This is a genomic window from Streptococcus raffinosi (assembly GCF_030284685.1).
Taxonomy (GTDB): Bacteria; Bacillota; Bacilli; order Lactobacillales; family Streptococcaceae; genus Streptococcus; species Streptococcus raffinosi.
In genome coordinates this window covers 80,386-98,467 of the sequence record NZ_JASUZV010000006.1, presented here as the reverse complement: position 1 = coordinate 98,467, position 18,082 = coordinate 80,386, and the positions used below count along the sequence as shown (strand labels likewise).

Genomic DNA, 18,082 nt, shown 5'->3' with positions numbered 1-18,082 from the left:
CAGTATCCTCCTACGAATCCATACCCATAAAGGTTGGATAAGCTGTTTCCTTGTGTTCACAGTCATCAAGACCAATAGCTTCATCACGGTCACTGACACGTAAAGGCATATAATGGGCAATTACTTTTATGATACCATAGGTTACCAGCCCCGACCAAGTAGCTGTGAAAATAATGGCCAAAACTGTCACCAAAAACAAACGTGCATTCCCATAGATGAGTCCAACATTAGCCTTATCTAGGGCTAGATTTGGTGTTGTAAAAATAGCTGTAACCAAACCACCAAAGATACCTCCGACACCGTGGCAACCAAAAGCATCCAAAGCATCATCATAGGCAAAACGTTTTTTCAAGACAGAAATGGCATAGAAACAAACCGGACTAACCATAGCTCCAATTAGAATGGCACTCCAGATGGAAACGAAACCAGCTCCAGGTGTGATGGCAACAAGTCCGGCTACTAAACCAGTCGAACCACCGACCAAGGATGGATGACCTGTCACATATTTTTCAAGAGCTAGCCATGAAAACATGGCAGCTGCTGCAGAAACATGTGTGGTCACAAGAGCATGAACTGCTAAGCCATTGGCTGCTAGGGCTGAGCCTGCATTGAAACCAAACCAGCCAAACCACAGAAGACCCGCTCCCAACAGAACAAAAGGAACATTATGAGGACGGTGCTCTAAGATGCCATAGTCACGACGTTTCCCAACAACAATTGCCAAAACCAGAGCTGAAACACCAGAAGTAATGTGAACCACATCACCACCCGCAAAGTCAATTGTCCCCCACTTGGCAAGAATTCCGTCTCCCCATACCATATGTGCAAAAGGATAATAGACCAAAAGTAGCCAAAAGACTACAAAAATAGCTAAAGGAGTAAAGCGCATACGCCCTACTACTGAACCTGTCAAAATCGCCACACAGATAATGGAAAACATCATCTGAAAAGCCGCAAATAAGAGATCAGGAATGGCTAGACCACGACTTGAAGCCGTTTCAGAAACACCGTGTAAAAAGAGATGACTAATATTCCCAAAGAAATAGCCATGCCCCCCAAAAGAAAGTGAATAACCAGTAACAACCCACAAGAGGGAAGCAATTGCTAAGGGAAGAACAGACATCATCATGGTATTAATGACATTTTTTCGACGCCCAAGGCCACCATAGAAGAAGGCCAAAGCTGGTGTCATCAAGCACACCATGGCTGAACATATCAATATAAAGGCACTACTACCTGTATCCATGAAACCACTCCAATCCAAAGGAATTATTTTTATGTTAGATAATATAACACAAAAATAAAGAGTCTACAAGTTTATTTATGGAATTTTTTGATAATTCTTTCTTTTCTGACATCTTATGTCGCCACAAAAAAAGAGCTTCTTAGACCCCATGAAAGAGATTATAAAGCTCTTGTCTATTTAGTTTTCGCTCTTTGGCAACCGTTTTTATAGCTTGATTAGGCTTCATACCGGAAGCAATTAAAGCTTCAACAGCCTCAATTGGAGTAACATCTGATGTCAGGTTTTCTTCCCTTTCTTCATCCGATGCACCAGCTACAATCAGCAAACATTCCCCCTTGAGAGGATTTGTTGCAATATAATCCAAAATTTCGGAGATGCTACCTCGCTGGTACTCTTCGTAAAGCTTGGTCAGTTCTCGAACTAGAGTCAGCTGACGATTGCCATAAACCTCACGCATATTTTCAAGAGTATCAGCTACACGATAAGGTGACTCATAGAAAATCTGCGTCTCAGGATAAGACAATTTTCCCTTGAAGAAATCAAGCTGCTGACCCTTTTTACGAGGAAGAAAGCCATAAAAAATATGAGGCTGAGGTGCCAAACCACTGGCAATCAAGGCTGTAATCCCAGCTGATGCACCAGGTAAGGCCACCACAGGAATATCCTCAGCAATAGCAGCTTTAACCAAATCATGTCCAGGATCCGAAATGGAAGGCATACCAGCATCTGAGACCTGAGCCAGGGAAAGCCCTGACTTCAAGCGCTCCAATAAATCCGGAATTTTCTCATAAGCATTATGCTCGTGAAAAGAATACTGCTTGGTCTCAATCTCAAAATGTTTGAGTAATAGCCCCGTATTGCGCGTGTCCTCCGCACAAATAAGATCGACATCTTTGAGAGTTTGAACGCTGCGAAAGGTCATATCCTGTAAATTTCCAATAGGAGTTGGGACAAGATAGAGGGTACCATAATGAGACTGCCCCTTAAAACTCTTTTGAACCTGCATCTTTAATCTCCGTACAACAATTCCGCACAGAAGCCACAGGCTTCATTATTATCACGACGTTGACCATAAAAATCTGGGCAAATATGGAAGCCATCATCATAAATCGCCTCGAGATTAACCTTACCATGAGACATTTTCGTGCCCGTTTCTTCTTGAACCACTTGACTCAAGTGCTCACGCAACTTGTCGTTTTCCAACTTAAGAGCTGTATTTTCATCAAGAATGCCTGAGAAGTTCGCCTTAATTGCCTCAACTTCTGCCAACATAGACATCAAATTTTGTGATAATTCCTCAAATTTATCATACAATTCACGCTTTTCCATTTAGCTGAACTTCCTCCACTCCATAGGTTAGGGGAGCACGCCCCTTATCAAATGCAACCTTAATAGTCCTTGCAATCACGTCAATAGCAACAACATGCCCTTTGCCATCCTTGGTTTCAATTTCATCACCTAAATCAGGATAACTCGCCTTACTATCTCTGTAAAAGTCATCTTCATAACTGAGACAACACATGAGACGCCCACAAAGACCGTTCATCTTACCAGAATTTAAGGACAAACTCTGATTTTTAGCCATTTTAATAGATACTGGTGGGAATTCGCCCAAAAAACTAGAGCAACACAGGGCACGCCCACAAGGTCCTAAACCACCATAAATTTTCGACTCCTCACGACTCGAAATTTGGTGGAGCTCAATACGTGTTTTAAAATAAGCTGCCAAATCCTTTAGTAACTGACGGAAATCCACTCGCTTTTCAGCCACAAAATTAATCAGCACATAAGAACCATTTAAAGGAAAGATGATATCAACCACCTTCATCTCCAGCTGATTTTGAAGAATTAAGTCAGCCACAACAGCCATACTCTTTTCAGCCTTCAAAAGGTTGTCATTATATCTAGCTAAGTCCCCCTCCTCAGCTAGTCTTTCAACCCGATTCAGATCATTAGGTAGACTAACCTCAGGAAAATCAGTATTCTCCACGACCACCTGAGCCAAACGCTTATCCTTTTTTTCCAAAACGACCACAAAGTCATCTTTGGCGTAGTGTCTATCTGGAATGACGTATTCTACCATTCCATTTTCTTCAAATTTGATTCCAATGACCTCTGTCATGATAATACCATATACTCCAATGCATTTTGAAAGCTGACATTGGCTAGCCACATGTTACGGGCCTCATAAACCAATTCAAGCCATCGTCTTGCTTTTGGATTTTGTATATCCTTCCCCAATTGATAAGTTAAGAAATCCCAAACCATCTCTTGCTCTGACTTTTCACCACACTGAACAGCCAATTTTGCAAGGTCCAAATAAAGCAAATCTTGATTAGCCAGCAAGGACTGTGTCAAACGCTCCACTGCGTTAATCAAATCAAGAGCCTTATTATCCTTAGCTAAGTGCAAAGCTTGAGCTTCATCCTTGGCAAAGTCTGCCAAGACCTTAGCTTGACTAAGTAACAGGCCTTCCCTCTGTAACAAGTCCTCCAAATAGGCCCGATTCTTAGGAAAATAAAAGAGTTGCGCTCGACTTTTAATCGTCGGTAAGATACGACTATCATCAGCCGTCAAGAGAAAAATGTAAATCTGACTCTGGGGCTCCTCAATAAACTTCAAAAGACTATTGGCCGCATTGACATGCATCTTATCTGCATCACGAATGATAAAAACCTGAGCCTGTCCTTCAAAACTTGATTGACTAAACTCTCTGGTCAACTGCCGAATCGTATCTGTCTTAATAAGTTGCCCTTGAGGTTCCACCAATTTAACATCCGAAAACTCCCCTTGTGCAATCAAGCGACAGGGACGACAGTTACCGCAAGGTAAACCATCTTCAGGCGTCAGACAAAAACGACTCTGTGCCAGCCAAATAGCCATATCGAAACTTCCGAAATCACCCGAGAATAGATAGGCATGACTCAAACGATTTTCTCTGATAATTTGTGAAAATTCTTCGAACAGCTTGCTCTGACTTTCAGCTAATTTCATTTTGCTCCTTACAAATAGCTTTTGATAATTTGCCAAGCATCCTCTATCACTTTATCAAAGGGTTGCGAAGCATCAATCAACTTGATCCGTTCTGATTCGACCATAGCCAAGTCTAAATAACCTTTACGAACACGTTGATGCATATCAAGCTTTTCCAAATCCAAACGATTAACTTCACGCTCACCATTTGCTGCAATACGTTTCAAGCCAGTTTCGGAATCCACATCAAACAACAAAGTGACATCAGGCTTATGACCATCCGTCGCATAGGCATTTAACCAAGCAATCTCAGTCTGTTCCAAGCCACGACCAGCACCTTGATAGGCAACCGATGAATCAATAAAACGATCCATGATAACCATATTGCCTTTTTCTAGCTCTGGAAGAACCTTTTCGACCAGATGTTGACGACGGGCAGCTATATAGAGCAAGAGCTCTGTCTTAGCATCCATAGCCGTATTATCTACATCCAAAATAACCTCACGGATTTGCTCTGAAATAGCCACCCCACCCGGCTCACGTGTCGTTATAACCTGACCAGGGTAAACTTCTTTTAAACGAGGTAAGAGTGCCTCTAAAACTGAGGTCTTCCCAGCCCCATCTGGCCCTTCGATTGAGATTAATAACCCTTTTGACATGATACTTCCTTTATTTTTTATTATCTTCTATTTTATCAAATTTTAGCTTAAATGAACATTCCCAAAATTATTATAGAGCATTGAAAACTATATTAAAAAAGAAGTCTATAAAGACTCCCATTACACATCTCGAATGCTTCAAACCATGCCGATTGCAGGGATCGAACCTGTGACCTACGCGTTACGAGTGCGTTGCTCTACCAACTGAGCTAAATCGGCTAACACAGTCATTTTAGCACTCTCTCCCAAAATGTCAAGCGCTATGTAATATCACATCACATTGACATGAAAAAGAACTCGGACTAGCCAAGTTCTTTCGTTTCTTACAATGATTTATATAGTTGACTTGCATTTTCAACAGTGAAACCATACTCCTTAAAGATACGGTCGCCAGGTGCTGAGGCACCCCAAGTATCGATAGTAAGTGTTTTGCCTGCAAGACCAACGTATTTGCCCCAACCAAAGCTAGTTCCAGCTTCAATAGCCAAACGTTTTGTCACAGCAGCTGGAAGGACTTCTTCTTTATAAGCAGCATCTTGCTCATCAAAGAGATTTTGTGATGGCATAGATACGACACGAACATGAATACCTTCAGCTTCAAGAGCAGCTTGTGTATCAAGAGCCAATTTCACCTCAGAACCAGTGGCAATGATGATACCATCAAGATTACCTTTAGCTTCTGATATGATATAAGCCCCTTTATTGACACCAGCTTCAGCATTTTCAGCTGTACCATCAAGGACTGGCAAGTTTTGACGTGTCAAGACAAGCATTGTTGGACGTTCAGTCTCAGCCAAAGCACGTTTCCACGCAGCATTAGTTTCATTACCATCTGCAGGACGGATAACGTTAAGGTTAGGCATTGAACGCACACTTGCCAATTGTTCGATTGGTTCGTGAGTAGGTCCATCTTCACCAACTGCTACTGAGTCGTGTGTCATTACATAAGTTACTGGCAGGTTTTGAAGAGCTGCCATACGTACCGCTGGAAGCAAGTAGTTTGAGAAGACGAAGAAAGTACCACCATAAACACGAGTACCACCATGAAGAGCAATACCATTCATCGCTGCAGCCATAGCAAATTCACGCACACCAAACCAGATATTACGTCCAGCATAGTTGTCTGCTTGGAAATCAGACTCAGCCTTAACCATGGTATTGTTTGAAGCTGAAAGGTCTGCAGAACCACCCCAGAATGAAGGAACTTGTTCAGAAATTTGTTGGATAGCTTGTTGGCTTGACACACGACTAGCTACAGCTGTGCCAAGTTCATGAGTGTTCAATTCAACAGTTGCTGACTCATTTGCAAAAGCAGCCTTGTATTCAGCAGCTAACTCTGGGTAGGCAACTTCATATTCAGCAAATTTAGTTTGCCAAGCATTTTCAGCAGCTTCACCACGGAACTTAATACCAGCTTGAAAACGACGAGCTACTTCGTCAGGAACAGTGAAGGCAGGTGCATCATAGCCGTACACGCTTTTGGCATGATCAATACCTTCTTGACCAATCGGTGCACCGTGAACAGCTGACGTTCCTTGTCCTTCAGCTCCATAACCGATAATAGTTTTTACTTCGATGATAGATGGTTTATCTGTCTCTGCTTTAGCTTCTTCAATAGCTTTAGCAATAGCTTCCAAATCATTTCCATCTTTAACAAGAATGTGTTGCCAACCATAAGCTTCAAATTTAGCCTTAACGTCTTCAGTGAAAGCCATTGATGTCGGACCATCCAGTGAAATATCGTTTGAATCGTAAAGAAGAACCAATTTGCCAAGTTTAAGGTGACCAGCAAGACTGGCAGCTTCTTGAGAAACACCTTCCATCAAACAGCCATCGCCATGTAGGGCATAAGTATAATGGTCAACAATATCAAAACCAGGTTTGTTGAATTTAGCAGCCAAATGCGTTTCAGCCATGGCCATACCAACAGCATTAGCAATCCCTTGACCAAGAGGTCCTGAAGTAGCTTCAACACCATCAGTATGATTAACTTCAGGGTGTCCTGGAGTCTTAGATCCCCATTGACGGAAGTTTTTCAAATCATCCATTGTCACCTTATAGCCAGAAAGGTGCAATAAACTATAAAGCAAAGCAGAACCATGACCTGCAGAAAGGACAAAACGGTCACGGTTTGTCCAATTACGGCTAGTCTTTGGATTAACATTCATTACATGGTTCCAAAGTACGTAGGCCATTGGCGCTGCACCCATAGGAAGACCAGGGTGTCCTGAATTTGCGGCTTGAATAGCCTCAATTGAAAGCGAACGAATAGTGCTGACCGCCATTTGGTCAATAGCATCAAAAGTCATGATTTCTAATTCTCCTCTTCTTGGACAATGCAGAGCAAATAAACACTTAGGGTCTGTGCTCTAGTTATACTGCCTTTATTATAGCACATTATCTGACTATTTGGGCGATTCAATTCTATTTGAAAAGGCTTAAGTTCATTTATGACTAGACCTTCTTTATCCGATTTACAAAGTGGCATTTTTTGTATATGGATAGAATGACGTTTTGGAAACACGATTGAATTGATTATAAAAAATCAAGGATCCTTTAAGTGATAAATCAGTAGATAAATTGATTTTCAAGTTAAAAGCATAATGCTATCATTGATCCCCCACCCGATACGAAACCCTATAGCAACAGCGTGGCTTTCCAAGACATAAGAAAAAGCCGAGGAAACCTCGACTTTATAAAAGATTATTTAACGAAGTCAAGCAATGCCAAGAAGCTATCAGCTTGAAGTGATGCACCACCTACAAGAGCTCCGTCTACATCTGGACAAGCCATGTATTCTGCAACGTTTTCAGGTTTAACTGAACCACCGTATTGAACACGTACTTTGTCAGCAACTTCTTGACCGAAGTCAGCAGCAACAACATCACGAACAACTTTACACATTTTTTGTGCATCGTCTTGTGAAGCTGATTTACCAGTACCGATAGCCCAGATTGGTTCGTAAGCGATAACTGTTGAAGCTACTTGTTCAGCAGTCAAACCAGCCAAAGCAGCTGAAACTTGAGCACCTACGAATTCTGCAGCTTTACCAGCTTCATAAGTTTCAAGTGTTTCACCACAACAAATGATTGGAAGCATGCCATTAGCAAAGATTGCTTTTGCTTTTTTGTTGATGTCTTCATCAGTTTCGTGGAAGTAGTCACGACGTTCTGAGTGACCGATAACAACATAGTCAGTACCGATTTCTTTCAAAACTTGTGGGCTAGTTTCACCAGTAAAGGCACCAGCATTTTCAAAGTAAGTGTTTTGCGCAGCAACTTTAAGGTTTGAACCTTTAGCAGCAGCAAGAACAGCTGTCAAGTCAACGGCAGGAGCCGCAATACCAGCTTCAACAAGATCAGATGAAGGAAGTTTTGATGCTACAGCTTCAACAAATGCTTTTGCTTCTTCTGGATTTTTGTTCATTTTCCAGTTACCAGCGATAAATGGTTTACGTGACATTTCACATACCTCTTCTTCTATTTATTTACAAGTTTATTCTATCACAAATCCCCTACTATTACTAGGATTTTAGGAAAATTCCGAAAACTATAGCCACTTCATACCGACTAATGACCTACTAAACTACTTCTCTTCTAAGATACTTTCATAAGAAGAACATCAAAAAGGTAATAAAAAACCAAAAAGAGCCGAGTAAACTCGACTCTCTCAATTATTGTCTGACGAATAATTGTATTGGGAACTTAATATTAATTAAGCTTCGATTTCAGATACGATACCTGAACCAACAGTACGTCCACCTTCACGGATAGAGAATGTTGTACCTTGTTCAACGGCGATTGGGTGAATCAATTCAACATCGATAGTCACGTTATCACCAGGCATAACCATTTCAGTACCTGCAGGAAGTTCGATAGAACCTGTTACGTCAGTTGTACGGAAGTAGAACTGTGGACGGTAGTTGTTGAAGAATGGAGTGTGACGTCCACCTTCTTCTTTAGAAAGGATGTAAACTTCACCTTTGAATTTAGTGTGTGGGTGGATTGAACCAGGAGCAGCCAATACTTGACCACGTTCAATTTCATCACGTTGGATACCACGAAGAAGGACACCGACGTTATCACCGGCAATACCTTCGTCAAGTTGTTTACGGAACATTTCAACACCAGTAACAACTGCTTTTTGGATTTTTTCCTTGATACCAACGATTTCAACTTCGTCATTGACACGAACAACACCACGGTCGATACGTCCTGAAGCAACAGTACCACGACCAGTGATTGAGAATACATCTTCGACTGGAAGCAACAATGGTTTATCAGTGTCACGTTCTGGTTCTGGAATGTAATCGTCAACAGTATCCATCAATTCCATGATGATATCTTCGTATTTAGTATCACCTTCAAGAGCTTTAAGTGCTGAACCTTGGATAACTGGGATTTCATCACCTGGGAAATCGTATTCTGAAAGAAGGTCACGGATTTCCATTTCAACCAATTCAAGCAACTCTTCATCGTCAACCAAGTCAACTTTGTTCATGAAGACGATCAAGTGTTTAACACCAACCTGACGTGAAAGAAGGATGTGTTCACGTGTTTGTGGCATTGGTCCATCAGTAGAAGCTACTACAAGGATCGCACCGTCCATTTGAGCGGCACCAGTGATCATGTTTTTAACGTAGTCCGCGTGTCCTGGCGCATCAATGTGAGCGTAGTGACGTTTAGCAGTTTCGTACTCAACGTGTGCAGTGTTGATTGTGATACCGCGTTCGCGTTCTTCTGGAGCAGCGTCAATTGAAGCGTAGTCTTTTGGTGTGTTGACTGAGCTTGGAAGACGACGTGCCAAAACAGTTGTGATAGCAGCTGTCAAAGTAGTTTTACCGTGGTCAACGTGTCCAATTGTACCAATGTTAACGTGTGGTTTACTACGATCGTATTTTTCTTTTGCCATTTAGGAAAAGCCTCCAATAAAATATATTTTATAGATAGACAGTAGGCAATACAGTCTAACTTTACTCTACTATTCTATCAAAATGTCATAGAATTGCAAGTATTTTATATGGTTTTCAGATTTTCTTTTTATTTAGAAGCCATCTTGAATTTTTCATTAAGAGATGATACTCTCGTACCATTACATTACTGACACCCTTATATCATCTATCTTCTTTACCTACATGCAAAAAGAAGCCGAACTTCAACGGCTTCTTCTTAGAGGTACTATTTTTTCGTCTTGTTTTTCTAATTCCTGTGTCTGGCTCAACTCTTCTTCAATGGCTTGAACAATATTGTCACGCTTTTCGTTAGCAGCAATATTCAAGACAAAAGCAATCCCGACTGATGTCACTAAAAGCGAGTTACCACCTTGTGAAAGGAAAGGGAAGGTAACCCCTGTGGATGGAATCAAACCTGAGATTCCTCCGATATTGACAAAAACCTGCATAAGCAGAAGGGATCCGACGCCAAGAGCCATCATAGAGTTAAATGGATTTCTAGCCTTAACCCCTACAATCATAATCCGAAGAATGAGGAAGAAAAGGAGAGCAAGGATTAAACCTGCACCAATAAGACCTAATTCTTCGATAACAATTGAAAAGACAAAGTCAGTTGTAGCTTCCGGTAGATAACCTGTTTTCTCAATTGAATTTCCAAGGCCAAGACCGAACCAACCCCCATTACTCATAGCATAATAAGAATGGGATAACTGAAGACCTGAACCGGTTAAATCCTTAAAAGGATTGAAATAGGCTGCAAAACGCTTGGCAACATAACCAAAGATTGGTACTTTGGACATGGTTTTTACCCCAACCAAAGCGATTAGTCCCAGAAATGCAGATGACAGACCAACAATACTAGCAAAAAGAGCTGTAAACCAGCGATACCCAACCCCTGAAATTGAGAACATAATAACCGTTGTTAATACAATAATGGCCGCATTCCCCAAGTCAGGTTGGATGGCAACTAAGCCAATCATAACCAATAAATAATACCGCCAGTCATTAAGTTGACTACGTTTTCTAGGGATCCATCTATTCTTAGTTAAGGCCTGATAATCATAGCGTTCTATCGCAGACTGTTTCTTTGAAAATGTGTGTGCTAAAAACCAAACTACAATAATCTTAAGGTACTCTGCTGGCTGGAATGACAAGGGACCAAGTACAATCCACCCATTAGCACCATTAATTTCTTTGGTAAAAAACTTAGCAACAACCAGAAGAAGAACTTCAAATAAAATAACGGTTCCTAAAACTTTATCTTTTCTGAGGAAATTCAATTTCAACCGATAGATGAAAAAGATAAAAAATAAGGACACTAGCCAAAAGACTCCTTGGTTGATGACGGATGCAAATGGGTTAGCACCAAAACTTACTAAACGAGCACTCGTCGTTGAATATACCACAATCAGACCGACTACGGATAAGATTAAATAAGGTATTAAGATGGTATAGTCCAAAAGATGCTTCTTTTCAATTTTCATATCTTAAAAAACTCATACTTTCTATTACGTCACTCTATAGTTTACAAAAAACACAAAGCTAACAGCTTATATTATAACACTTTGATACCTTAAACTAAAGCAAAAGCTTAATTAACCGTTTTCAAACATTAAATTTTTTTCAAATCACCTTATAATAAAGCCTTTTTGATGCAACTCTTACTAATACAGCTCTATAGTCTTCAATCAACACCGCACTCTTTTAACTCATATAAAAAAACGAGAACAAAGTCTCGTTTTCTTTACTCTTATTTAGTACCGACACTGATACGGTTAAGTGCTCTACGAAGAGCAACTTGAGCACGTTGAACTTCGTCAACACGATCAGATTTAGTTGCTTCTTCCAAGTCACGTTCGGCACGTTGCTTGGCACGTTCGGCACGAGAAACGTCAATGTCGCGTTCACGTTCAGCTGAATCGGCAACGATAGTAATGAGGTCATCTTTGACTTCAATAATACCACCATTTACGGCAATCCAGTCAACGTGGTTTTCATCATCCACACGACGAACCTTGAGTTCATCCACTTCAAGTGGTGCAATCAAGTTAATATGGCCTGGCAAAATACCAATTTGACCATCTTTAGTAACCGCATGGATAAAGTTGGCGTGGTGGTCGTATTTAAGACCATCTGGAGTTACCACTTGTACGGTCATTTGTGCCATATCTTCACCTCATTAGTAGCCCATTTCTTTAGCTTTGGCTACTACATCCTCAATTGGGCCTACGCTACGGAAGGCATCTTCAGGAAGATTGTCATACTTACCTTCAAGAATTTCTTTAAAGCTACGAACAGTTTCAGCAACTGGTACATAAGAACCTGGTTGACCTGTGAACTGTTCAGCAACGTTGAAGTTTTGTGACAAGAAGAATTGGATACGACGTGCACGTCCAACCAATGTCTTTTCTTCGTCTGACAATTCATCCATACCAAGGATAGCGATAATATCTTGCAATTCACGGTAACGTTGAAGCACACGTTGAACTTCAGTCGCAACAGCATAGTGTTCTTCACCAACAATTTCAGGTGAAAGGGCACGTGAACTTGATGCCAATGGGTCAACGGCTGGGTAGATACCCATTTGTGTCAACTTACGTTCAAGGTTAGTTGTTGAATCCAAGTGAGCAAATGCTGTAGCTGGCGCTGGGTCAGTATAGTCATCGGCTGGAACATAGATGGCTTGGATTGATGTAACAGAACCTTTTTTAGTTGATGTGATACGTTCTTGCAATTGACCCATTTCAGTAGCAAGTGTTGGTTGATAACCAACGGCTGATGGCATACGACCAAGAAGGGCAGAAACCTCAGAACCTGCTTGAGTGAAACGGAAGATGTTATCGATGAAGAGAAGCACGTCTTGACCTTCAACATCACGGAAGTATTCCGCAATTGTCAAACCAGTAAGGGCAACACGCATACGTGCTCCAGGTGGTTCATTCATTTGTCCAAAGACCATGGCTGTTTTCTCGATAACGCCTGATTCTTTCATTTCCCAGTAAAGGTCATTACCTTCACGTGTACGTTCACCAACACCTGTAAACACGGAAATACCACCGTGCTCTTGGGCGATGTTGTGAATCAACTCTTGAATAAGAACGGTTTTACCAACACCGGCACCACCGAAAAGTCCGACTTTACCACCTTTAAGGTAAGGGGCAAGTAAGTCGATAACTTTAATCCCTGTTTCAAGGATTTCAGTAGATGTTGACAATTCATCAAAGGTTGGTGCTTTCTTATGAATTGGTTCACGCTCTGCATCATCTGCAAAAGGTGCATCCAAGTCAATCGTATCACCAAGGACGTTAAAGACACGTCCAAGAGTATCCTTACCAACTGGAACACTGATTGGACGACCTGTGTCCAGAACTTCTAGTCCACGAGTCAATCCATCAGTAGATTCCATGGCAATGGTACGAACCACACCTTCTCCAAGTTCAAGAGCTACTTCGAGCACGATACGTTTAGACTTTTCTTCATCAGTGTAAACGACCAATGCATTGTTAATCTCAGGAAGCTTTTCACCAGCTGCAAACGCTACGTCTACAACAGGACCAACAACCTGAGCAATTTTGCCTGAGCTCATTGTTTTCTCCTTATGATAGTTTTCTGGATGACAATCATCCCTTTTTCTTGTATGTCAAATAAGACAAATCTTTAGCTATTCAAGTGCACTAGCACCACCAACAATTTCAGTGATTTCCTGAGTGATGGCAGCTTGACGCGCACGGTTGTATTGGATTGTCAAATCGTTAATCACATTCTTAGCATTATCAGTGGCAGTCTGCATTGCAGTCATACCAGCTGCATGCTCAGCTGTTTTGGCATCTACGATAGCACCGTAGATAAGACTCTCAGCATACTGCGGTAAGAGTTGATCCAAAATAGTATCACGATCTGGTTCCAACTCAAATTTGGTCAATACATGACCTTCAGATTCATTAGGATCCAAATCAGCAATAGGAAGCATTTGTTCCACACGAACTTCACTAGTCAAACTGTTGACGTGGTGGTTGTAACACACATAAAGTTCATCAAACAGTTCGTTTTGATACATTCCTACAGCTTTGGAAATGATTTTACCGACTTGATCAAAACTAGGTTGATCTTCAAGGCCTCGAAGTTCAAAAGCAACATTCATGTTACGGGCTTTGAAGAAATCAGACCCTGTTCCACCAATAGAAATGATAGCATATTCATCTTCAGAATCATGGTCACGCTTAATCATGTCCAAAACAGCTTTAAGAATTGTTGAATTGTAACCTCCAACCAATCCCTTATCTGAAGTAATGACAATGTAACCTGTCTTACGAACTGGACGTGCATCCAACATTGGATTTGACGAACCATTAATCAATTCTGAATGTAGAAGATCTGTTGTGATCTGTCTAATTTTTGAGGCATAGATTTGGAAATCTTTAGCAGCTTGCTCAGAACGTGTCAATTTTGAGGCAGAAACCATTTGCATGGCTCCTGTGATTTGACTCGTTTTCTTAGTTGAAGCAATTTTTGCTTGGATTTCTCTTAGAGAGCCTGCCATATGCTGTCCTCCCTATTTCTATTTGTATTCTGACTGATCTTTGAAAGCTTGGATAGCTTCATCAAGTACAGATTCCTCAGGAAGATCCTTAGTTTTACGGATAGTTTCAAAGACGTCTTCATGATGGCTATCAAAGTAGTCATAAAGTGCTTCTTCAAAATCCAAGATTTGATCAACCGGAACACTATCCAAGAAACCGTGTGTCAAAGCGTAAAGGATAACAACTTGTTTCTCAACTGGAAGTGGCTTATGAAGCGGTTGTTTCAAAACTTCGATTGTACGACGACCACGGTTCAATTTCGCTTGAGTCGCAGCATCCAAATCTGAACCAAATTGCGTAAAGGCTTCAAGTTCACGATATGAAGCCAAGTCAAGACGAAGCGTACCTGCAACCTTCTTCATCGCTTTGATTTGCGCTGATCCACCTACACGTGATACAGAAGAACCTGCATCAATGGCTGGACGAATACCTGAATTAAACAAGTTTTCTTGCAAGAAGATTTGTCCATCTGTGATAGAAATAACGTTTGTTGCGATATAAGCTGAGATATCTCCGGCTTGCGTTTGGATAATTGGCAAGGCAGTGATTGAACCACCACCAAGATCATCTGAAACCTTAGCTGAACGTTCCAAAAGACGTGAGTGGAGATAGAAGACATCCCCTGGATAAGCTTCACGACCTGGTGGACGACGGAGAAGCAATGAAAGTTCACGATAAGCCACGGCTTGTTTAGATAAATCATCATAAACAATCAAGACGTGTTTGCCATTATACATAAACTCTTCGGCCATTGCTACACCAGCGTAAGGCGCAATGTAAAGCAATGGTGATGGTTGTGATGCAGAGGCAGTCACAACGATTGTGTAATCAAGAGCACCATGTTTACGAAGCGTTTCTACTTGTGTACGGACAGTTGATTCTTTTTGACCAATAGCCACGTAGATACAGATCATATCTTGACCTTTTTGGTTCAAGATTGCATCAATGGCTACTGACGTTTTACCAGTTTGACGGTCCCCGATAACCAATTCACGTTGACCACGTCCAATTGGAACCAAGGCATCGATGGCCTTAAGACCAGTTTGCAATGGTTCAGAAACTGATTTACGTTGCATAACACCTGGAGCAGGTGTTTCAACTGGACGGAAACCTGTTGTTTCGATGTCACCAAGACCATCAACTGGTTGCCCAAGTGGGTTTACTACACGACCAATAAGGGCTTCACCAACTGGAACTTCCATGATTTTTCCAGTACGTTTAACAATATCACCTTCACGAATTGCAACGAAATCCCCCAAGATAATGATACCAACATCATTAGTTTCAAGGTTTTGGGCCATACCATAGGCACCATTTTCAAATTCGAGCAACTCACCACTCATGGCATTATCAAGACCACGAGCACGTGCGATACCGTCACCGATATAGGTGACGACACCAGTTTCAGTGACGTCAAAGTTTGGCTGGAAGTTTTCAATTTGCTTTTTAATTAAAGCGCTAATTTCTTGTGCGTTAATTGCCAAAAGTCACACCACTTTCTATTTCAAATTCGTTTTAAAGGCTTGCAATTGACTACGAATTGACGTGTCAACAACCTTATTTTTTGCTTTGATGACGAATCCTCCAATGAGGTTCTCATCAATTTTTTCTACTAAACGACGTGTCTTAATCTCAAATTTTTGTGAAACAATCGCCAAAAGTCGTGCTTTTTGGTCTTCAGACAAGGGACTTGCTGAGGTCACAGTGACATCGTAAGTGTTGTCTTCTTGATCAAAGAGCTTAAGGACCAACTTCAACACATCATAGAGAATGTTAGCTCGGTCATTAAGTAAGATTACCTCAAGAAAGTTGTTCATATATACTGAACAAGACTCTTGAAACAAACTCAAACTTTCTTTCTTAGCCTCGCTTGTCACATTTTCCTGTGACAAGAAGGTTTTTAGTTTTGTTTCAGCAAAAACGGTTAGGATTTGCCTTACTTCTTCTTGGATTGTTGACACGGCGTCTTGTTCAAAAGCGACTTCTACCAGACTTCTGGCATACTGCTCAACAAGAGCTTGTGTTTTCTTATCCATTAAGCATCTCCTAATTGATCAAGATAGCTATCAATCAAGTCAGATTGCGCTTTGGCATCAAGGTTTTGTTTCATAACTTTTTCTGCCAAGAGGACAGTCAAGTCTGCTACTTCACCTTTAACACCAGCAAGTGCTTCCACACGACTTTGAGCAATGTCTTGATTAGCTTTATCTTTTAAGCGTTTAGCTTCATCATGTGCTTCTGCAATGATTTTTGATTCTTGAGTTTTACCAGTTTCCTTGGCTCCGTCAATAATTTGAGCTGCTTCTGTGCGAGCACCAGCTAACTCATCTTGACGTTTTTGTGCCAAGCTTTCTGCTTCTTGACGAGCATTTTCAGCACTATCAATATCTGTGGCAATTTTCTTTTCACGAGCAGCAAAGATTCCTGTAATTTGATCCCATGCGAATTTACGAATGAGGTAATACAAGAGAAAAACAGAGCCGAGCGTAATAATGATATTACCAAGTGTCGTACTATTAATCAGTAATGACATTTAATTTCTCCCTTTCTTAATTATTCTTCGTTGACTTTATCACCAATGTAGTTTGAACTTAGGATAATAAAGACATAGGCTTGAATGAAACCGATAAAGGTTGAAAAGGCAACCCAGACAAGGTTCAAAGCAAAGGATACAGGTGCTGCAAATACAGACCATGTCACCAATTGAAGAATCAAGCCAGTTAGTACCTCACCAGAATAAATGTTACCAAACAAACGCAAAGCCAATGACGCAAGGTTGGTTAATTGTTCCAAAATGTTCATTGGGAGCATTGCTGGATATGGTGAAAGGTAGCCTTTGAGATAGCCTTTAAACCCTTTTTTACGAATCCCCTCAATATGACTAATGAGGGTAACAATCAAAGAAAGAGTGATAGTAACACCGAAATTCGATGTTGGAGAAGACCAAAAATTGTAATGCTCACTTTTAACAGATACAAGCAGACCTATGTTGTTTGCTGTAAACACAAAGGTGAAAATTACAAACAAGAGCAAACTATAATTCTTCGTGAACTTTCCAAGATTTTGAGAAATGGTACTGTTCACAAATTCATAGATAAACTCAAGTACATTTTGTTTTCCCTTTGGTTTAATAGACATCTTACGACTTGCCCAAAAAACCACTCCAAAAACGATAATTACTGTCAAGAGAGACATGGCAAGGACAGTCAAGTCAAAATCAATCCCAAATACTGAGACGGTTGGATTACTTGTAGTTTCCAATGCTCATCCCTCCTTCATCTTTTAATTTGTCTATTTGACAATGTAGCTAAGGGCAAACAGTACGAAGAAAGTACCTTCGATAAAGGCAACACCAGTAAACATCAATGTTTGAAGTTTGCTAAACATCTCAGGTTGGCGAGCTGCAGCTTTAGCGATATTGGCAACGAGGATACCCTCACCGATAGATACACCCATAACGGCCAAACCGAGGCCTAAGATAGTTAAACTCATAGTAGAATTCTCCTTTTAAATTTTTTTACCCTGTTATTTTAGTCCTATTTTCTGCGAAAGTCAACGAATTACTGGTTTTTTAGATGTTTTCACTGACTTTGCCTAACGTTTTCATTTTAACTATGTAAGTGTTTGCCTTTTTAATGAAACTTCATCTGTTATTTCAAAAAAAGCCTAACCA

18 protein-coding genes and 1 tRNA gene are annotated in these 18,082 nt (G+C 40.8%); all 19 read right to left on the bottom strand.

The window, feature by feature from the left end:
• Nucleotides 1–10: 10 nt before the first annotated feature.
• Entirely contained in the window at nucleotides 11–1,246 is a 1,236-nt protein-coding gene (locus QRD39_RS05400) for an ammonium transporter (RefSeq protein WP_285955913.1), read from the bottom strand.
• A gap of 139 nt (nucleotides 1,247–1,385) precedes the next feature.
• Nucleotides 1,386–2,252: a 16S rRNA (cytidine(1402)-2'-O)-methyltransferase gene (gene rsmI / locus QRD39_RS05395; protein ID WP_143568204.1), complete on the bottom strand. Its 867-nt coding sequence runs from the start codon at nucleotides 2,250–2,252 to the stop codon at nucleotides 1,386–1,388.
• 2 nt (nucleotides 2,253–2,254) lie between these two features.
• On the bottom strand, nucleotides 2,255–2,575 hold the full coding sequence (yabA, locus tag QRD39_RS05390) for a DNA replication initiation control protein YabA (RefSeq protein ID WP_002887582.1): 321 nt from the start codon (nucleotides 2,573–2,575) through the stop codon (nucleotides 2,255–2,257).
• Nucleotides 2,562–3,368, bottom strand: a complete 807-nt coding sequence (ricT, locus tag QRD39_RS05385; protein ID WP_002887581.1) for a regulatory iron-sulfur-containing complex subunit RicT — start codon at nucleotides 3,366–3,368, stop codon at nucleotides 2,562–2,564. Before ricT ends, yabA begins: the two co-directional genes overlap by 14 nt.
• Nucleotides 3,365–4,240, bottom strand: coding sequence for a DNA polymerase III subunit delta' (locus QRD39_RS05380; protein ID WP_021145882.1), 876 nt, complete (start codon nucleotides 4,238–4,240; stop codon nucleotides 3,365–3,367). The genes ricT and QRD39_RS05380 overlap by 4 nt, the downstream gene beginning before the upstream one ends.
• An 8-nt stretch (nucleotides 4,241–4,248) precedes the next feature.
• Nucleotides 4,249–4,878 (bottom strand): dTMP kinase, encoded by a 630-nt coding sequence (tmk, locus tag QRD39_RS05375; RefSeq protein WP_285955912.1) that lies wholly within the window; start codon nucleotides 4,876–4,878, stop codon nucleotides 4,249–4,251.
• Nucleotides 4,879–5,024: 146 nt separating this feature from the next.
• Nucleotides 5,025–5,097 (bottom strand) — tRNA-Thr (locus QRD39_RS05370).
• Between the two features lie 104 nt (nucleotides 5,098–5,201).
• Nucleotides 5,202–7,187: a transketolase gene (gene tkt, locus QRD39_RS05365; RefSeq protein WP_285955911.1), complete on the bottom strand. Its 1,986-nt coding sequence runs from the start codon at nucleotides 7,185–7,187 to the stop codon at nucleotides 5,202–5,204.
• 394 nt (nucleotides 7,188–7,581) lie between these two features.
• Nucleotides 7,582–8,340: a triose-phosphate isomerase gene (tpiA, locus tag QRD39_RS05360; protein ID WP_002887577.1), complete on the bottom strand. Its 759-nt coding sequence runs from the start codon at nucleotides 8,338–8,340 to the stop codon at nucleotides 7,582–7,584.
• 252 nt (nucleotides 8,341–8,592) lie between these two features.
• Nucleotides 8,593–9,789, bottom strand: a complete 1,197-nt coding sequence (gene tuf / locus QRD39_RS05355) for an elongation factor Tu (protein WP_002887576.1) — start codon at nucleotides 9,787–9,789, stop codon at nucleotides 8,593–8,595.
• Nucleotides 9,790–10,032: 243 nt separating this feature from the next.
• On the bottom strand, nucleotides 10,033–11,313 hold the full coding sequence (gene ftsW, locus QRD39_RS05350) for a cell division peptidoglycan polymerase FtsW (RefSeq protein ID WP_021152232.1): 1,281 nt from the start codon (nucleotides 11,311–11,313) through the stop codon (nucleotides 10,033–10,035).
• Between the two features lie 266 nt (nucleotides 11,314–11,579).
• Nucleotides 11,580–11,996: a F0F1 ATP synthase subunit epsilon gene (locus tag QRD39_RS05345; RefSeq protein ID WP_002887575.1), complete on the bottom strand. Its 417-nt coding sequence runs from the start codon at nucleotides 11,994–11,996 to the stop codon at nucleotides 11,580–11,582.
• Between the two features lie 12 nt (nucleotides 11,997–12,008).
• Nucleotides 12,009–13,415, bottom strand: a complete 1,407-nt coding sequence (gene atpD / locus QRD39_RS05340; protein ID WP_002887574.1) for a F0F1 ATP synthase subunit beta — start codon at nucleotides 13,413–13,415, stop codon at nucleotides 12,009–12,011.
• Nucleotides 13,416–13,490: 75 nt separating this feature from the next.
• Complete coding sequence (locus QRD39_RS05335) at nucleotides 13,491–14,369, bottom strand: F0F1 ATP synthase subunit gamma (RefSeq protein ID WP_002887573.1); 879 nt, start codon at nucleotides 14,367–14,369, stop codon at nucleotides 13,491–13,493.
• Between the two features lie 18 nt (nucleotides 14,370–14,387).
• Complete coding sequence (gene atpA, locus QRD39_RS05330; RefSeq protein WP_008533963.1) at nucleotides 14,388–15,893, bottom strand: F0F1 ATP synthase subunit alpha; 1,506 nt, start codon at nucleotides 15,891–15,893, stop codon at nucleotides 14,388–14,390.
• A gap of 15 nt (nucleotides 15,894–15,908) precedes the next feature.
• On the bottom strand, nucleotides 15,909–16,445 hold the full coding sequence (locus QRD39_RS05325; RefSeq protein ID WP_285955910.1) for a F0F1 ATP synthase subunit delta: 537 nt from the start codon (nucleotides 16,443–16,445) through the stop codon (nucleotides 15,909–15,911).
• A complete protein-coding gene (atpF, locus tag QRD39_RS05320; protein WP_002887571.1) occupies nucleotides 16,445–16,942 on the bottom strand; it encodes a F0F1 ATP synthase subunit B in 498 nt (165 codons plus the stop codon). The genes QRD39_RS05325 and atpF overlap by 1 nt, the downstream gene beginning before the upstream one ends.
• 20 nt (nucleotides 16,943–16,962) lie before the next feature.
• Nucleotides 16,963–17,670: a F0F1 ATP synthase subunit A gene (gene atpB / locus QRD39_RS05315; RefSeq protein WP_143568200.1), complete on the bottom strand. Its 708-nt coding sequence runs from the start codon at nucleotides 17,668–17,670 to the stop codon at nucleotides 16,963–16,965.
• Nucleotides 17,671–17,700: 30 nt separating this feature from the next.
• A complete protein-coding gene (locus QRD39_RS05310) occupies nucleotides 17,701–17,901 on the bottom strand; it encodes a F0F1 ATP synthase subunit C (RefSeq protein WP_008533960.1) in 201 nt (66 codons plus the stop codon).
• Between the last annotated feature and the right edge of the window lie 181 nt (nucleotides 17,902–18,082).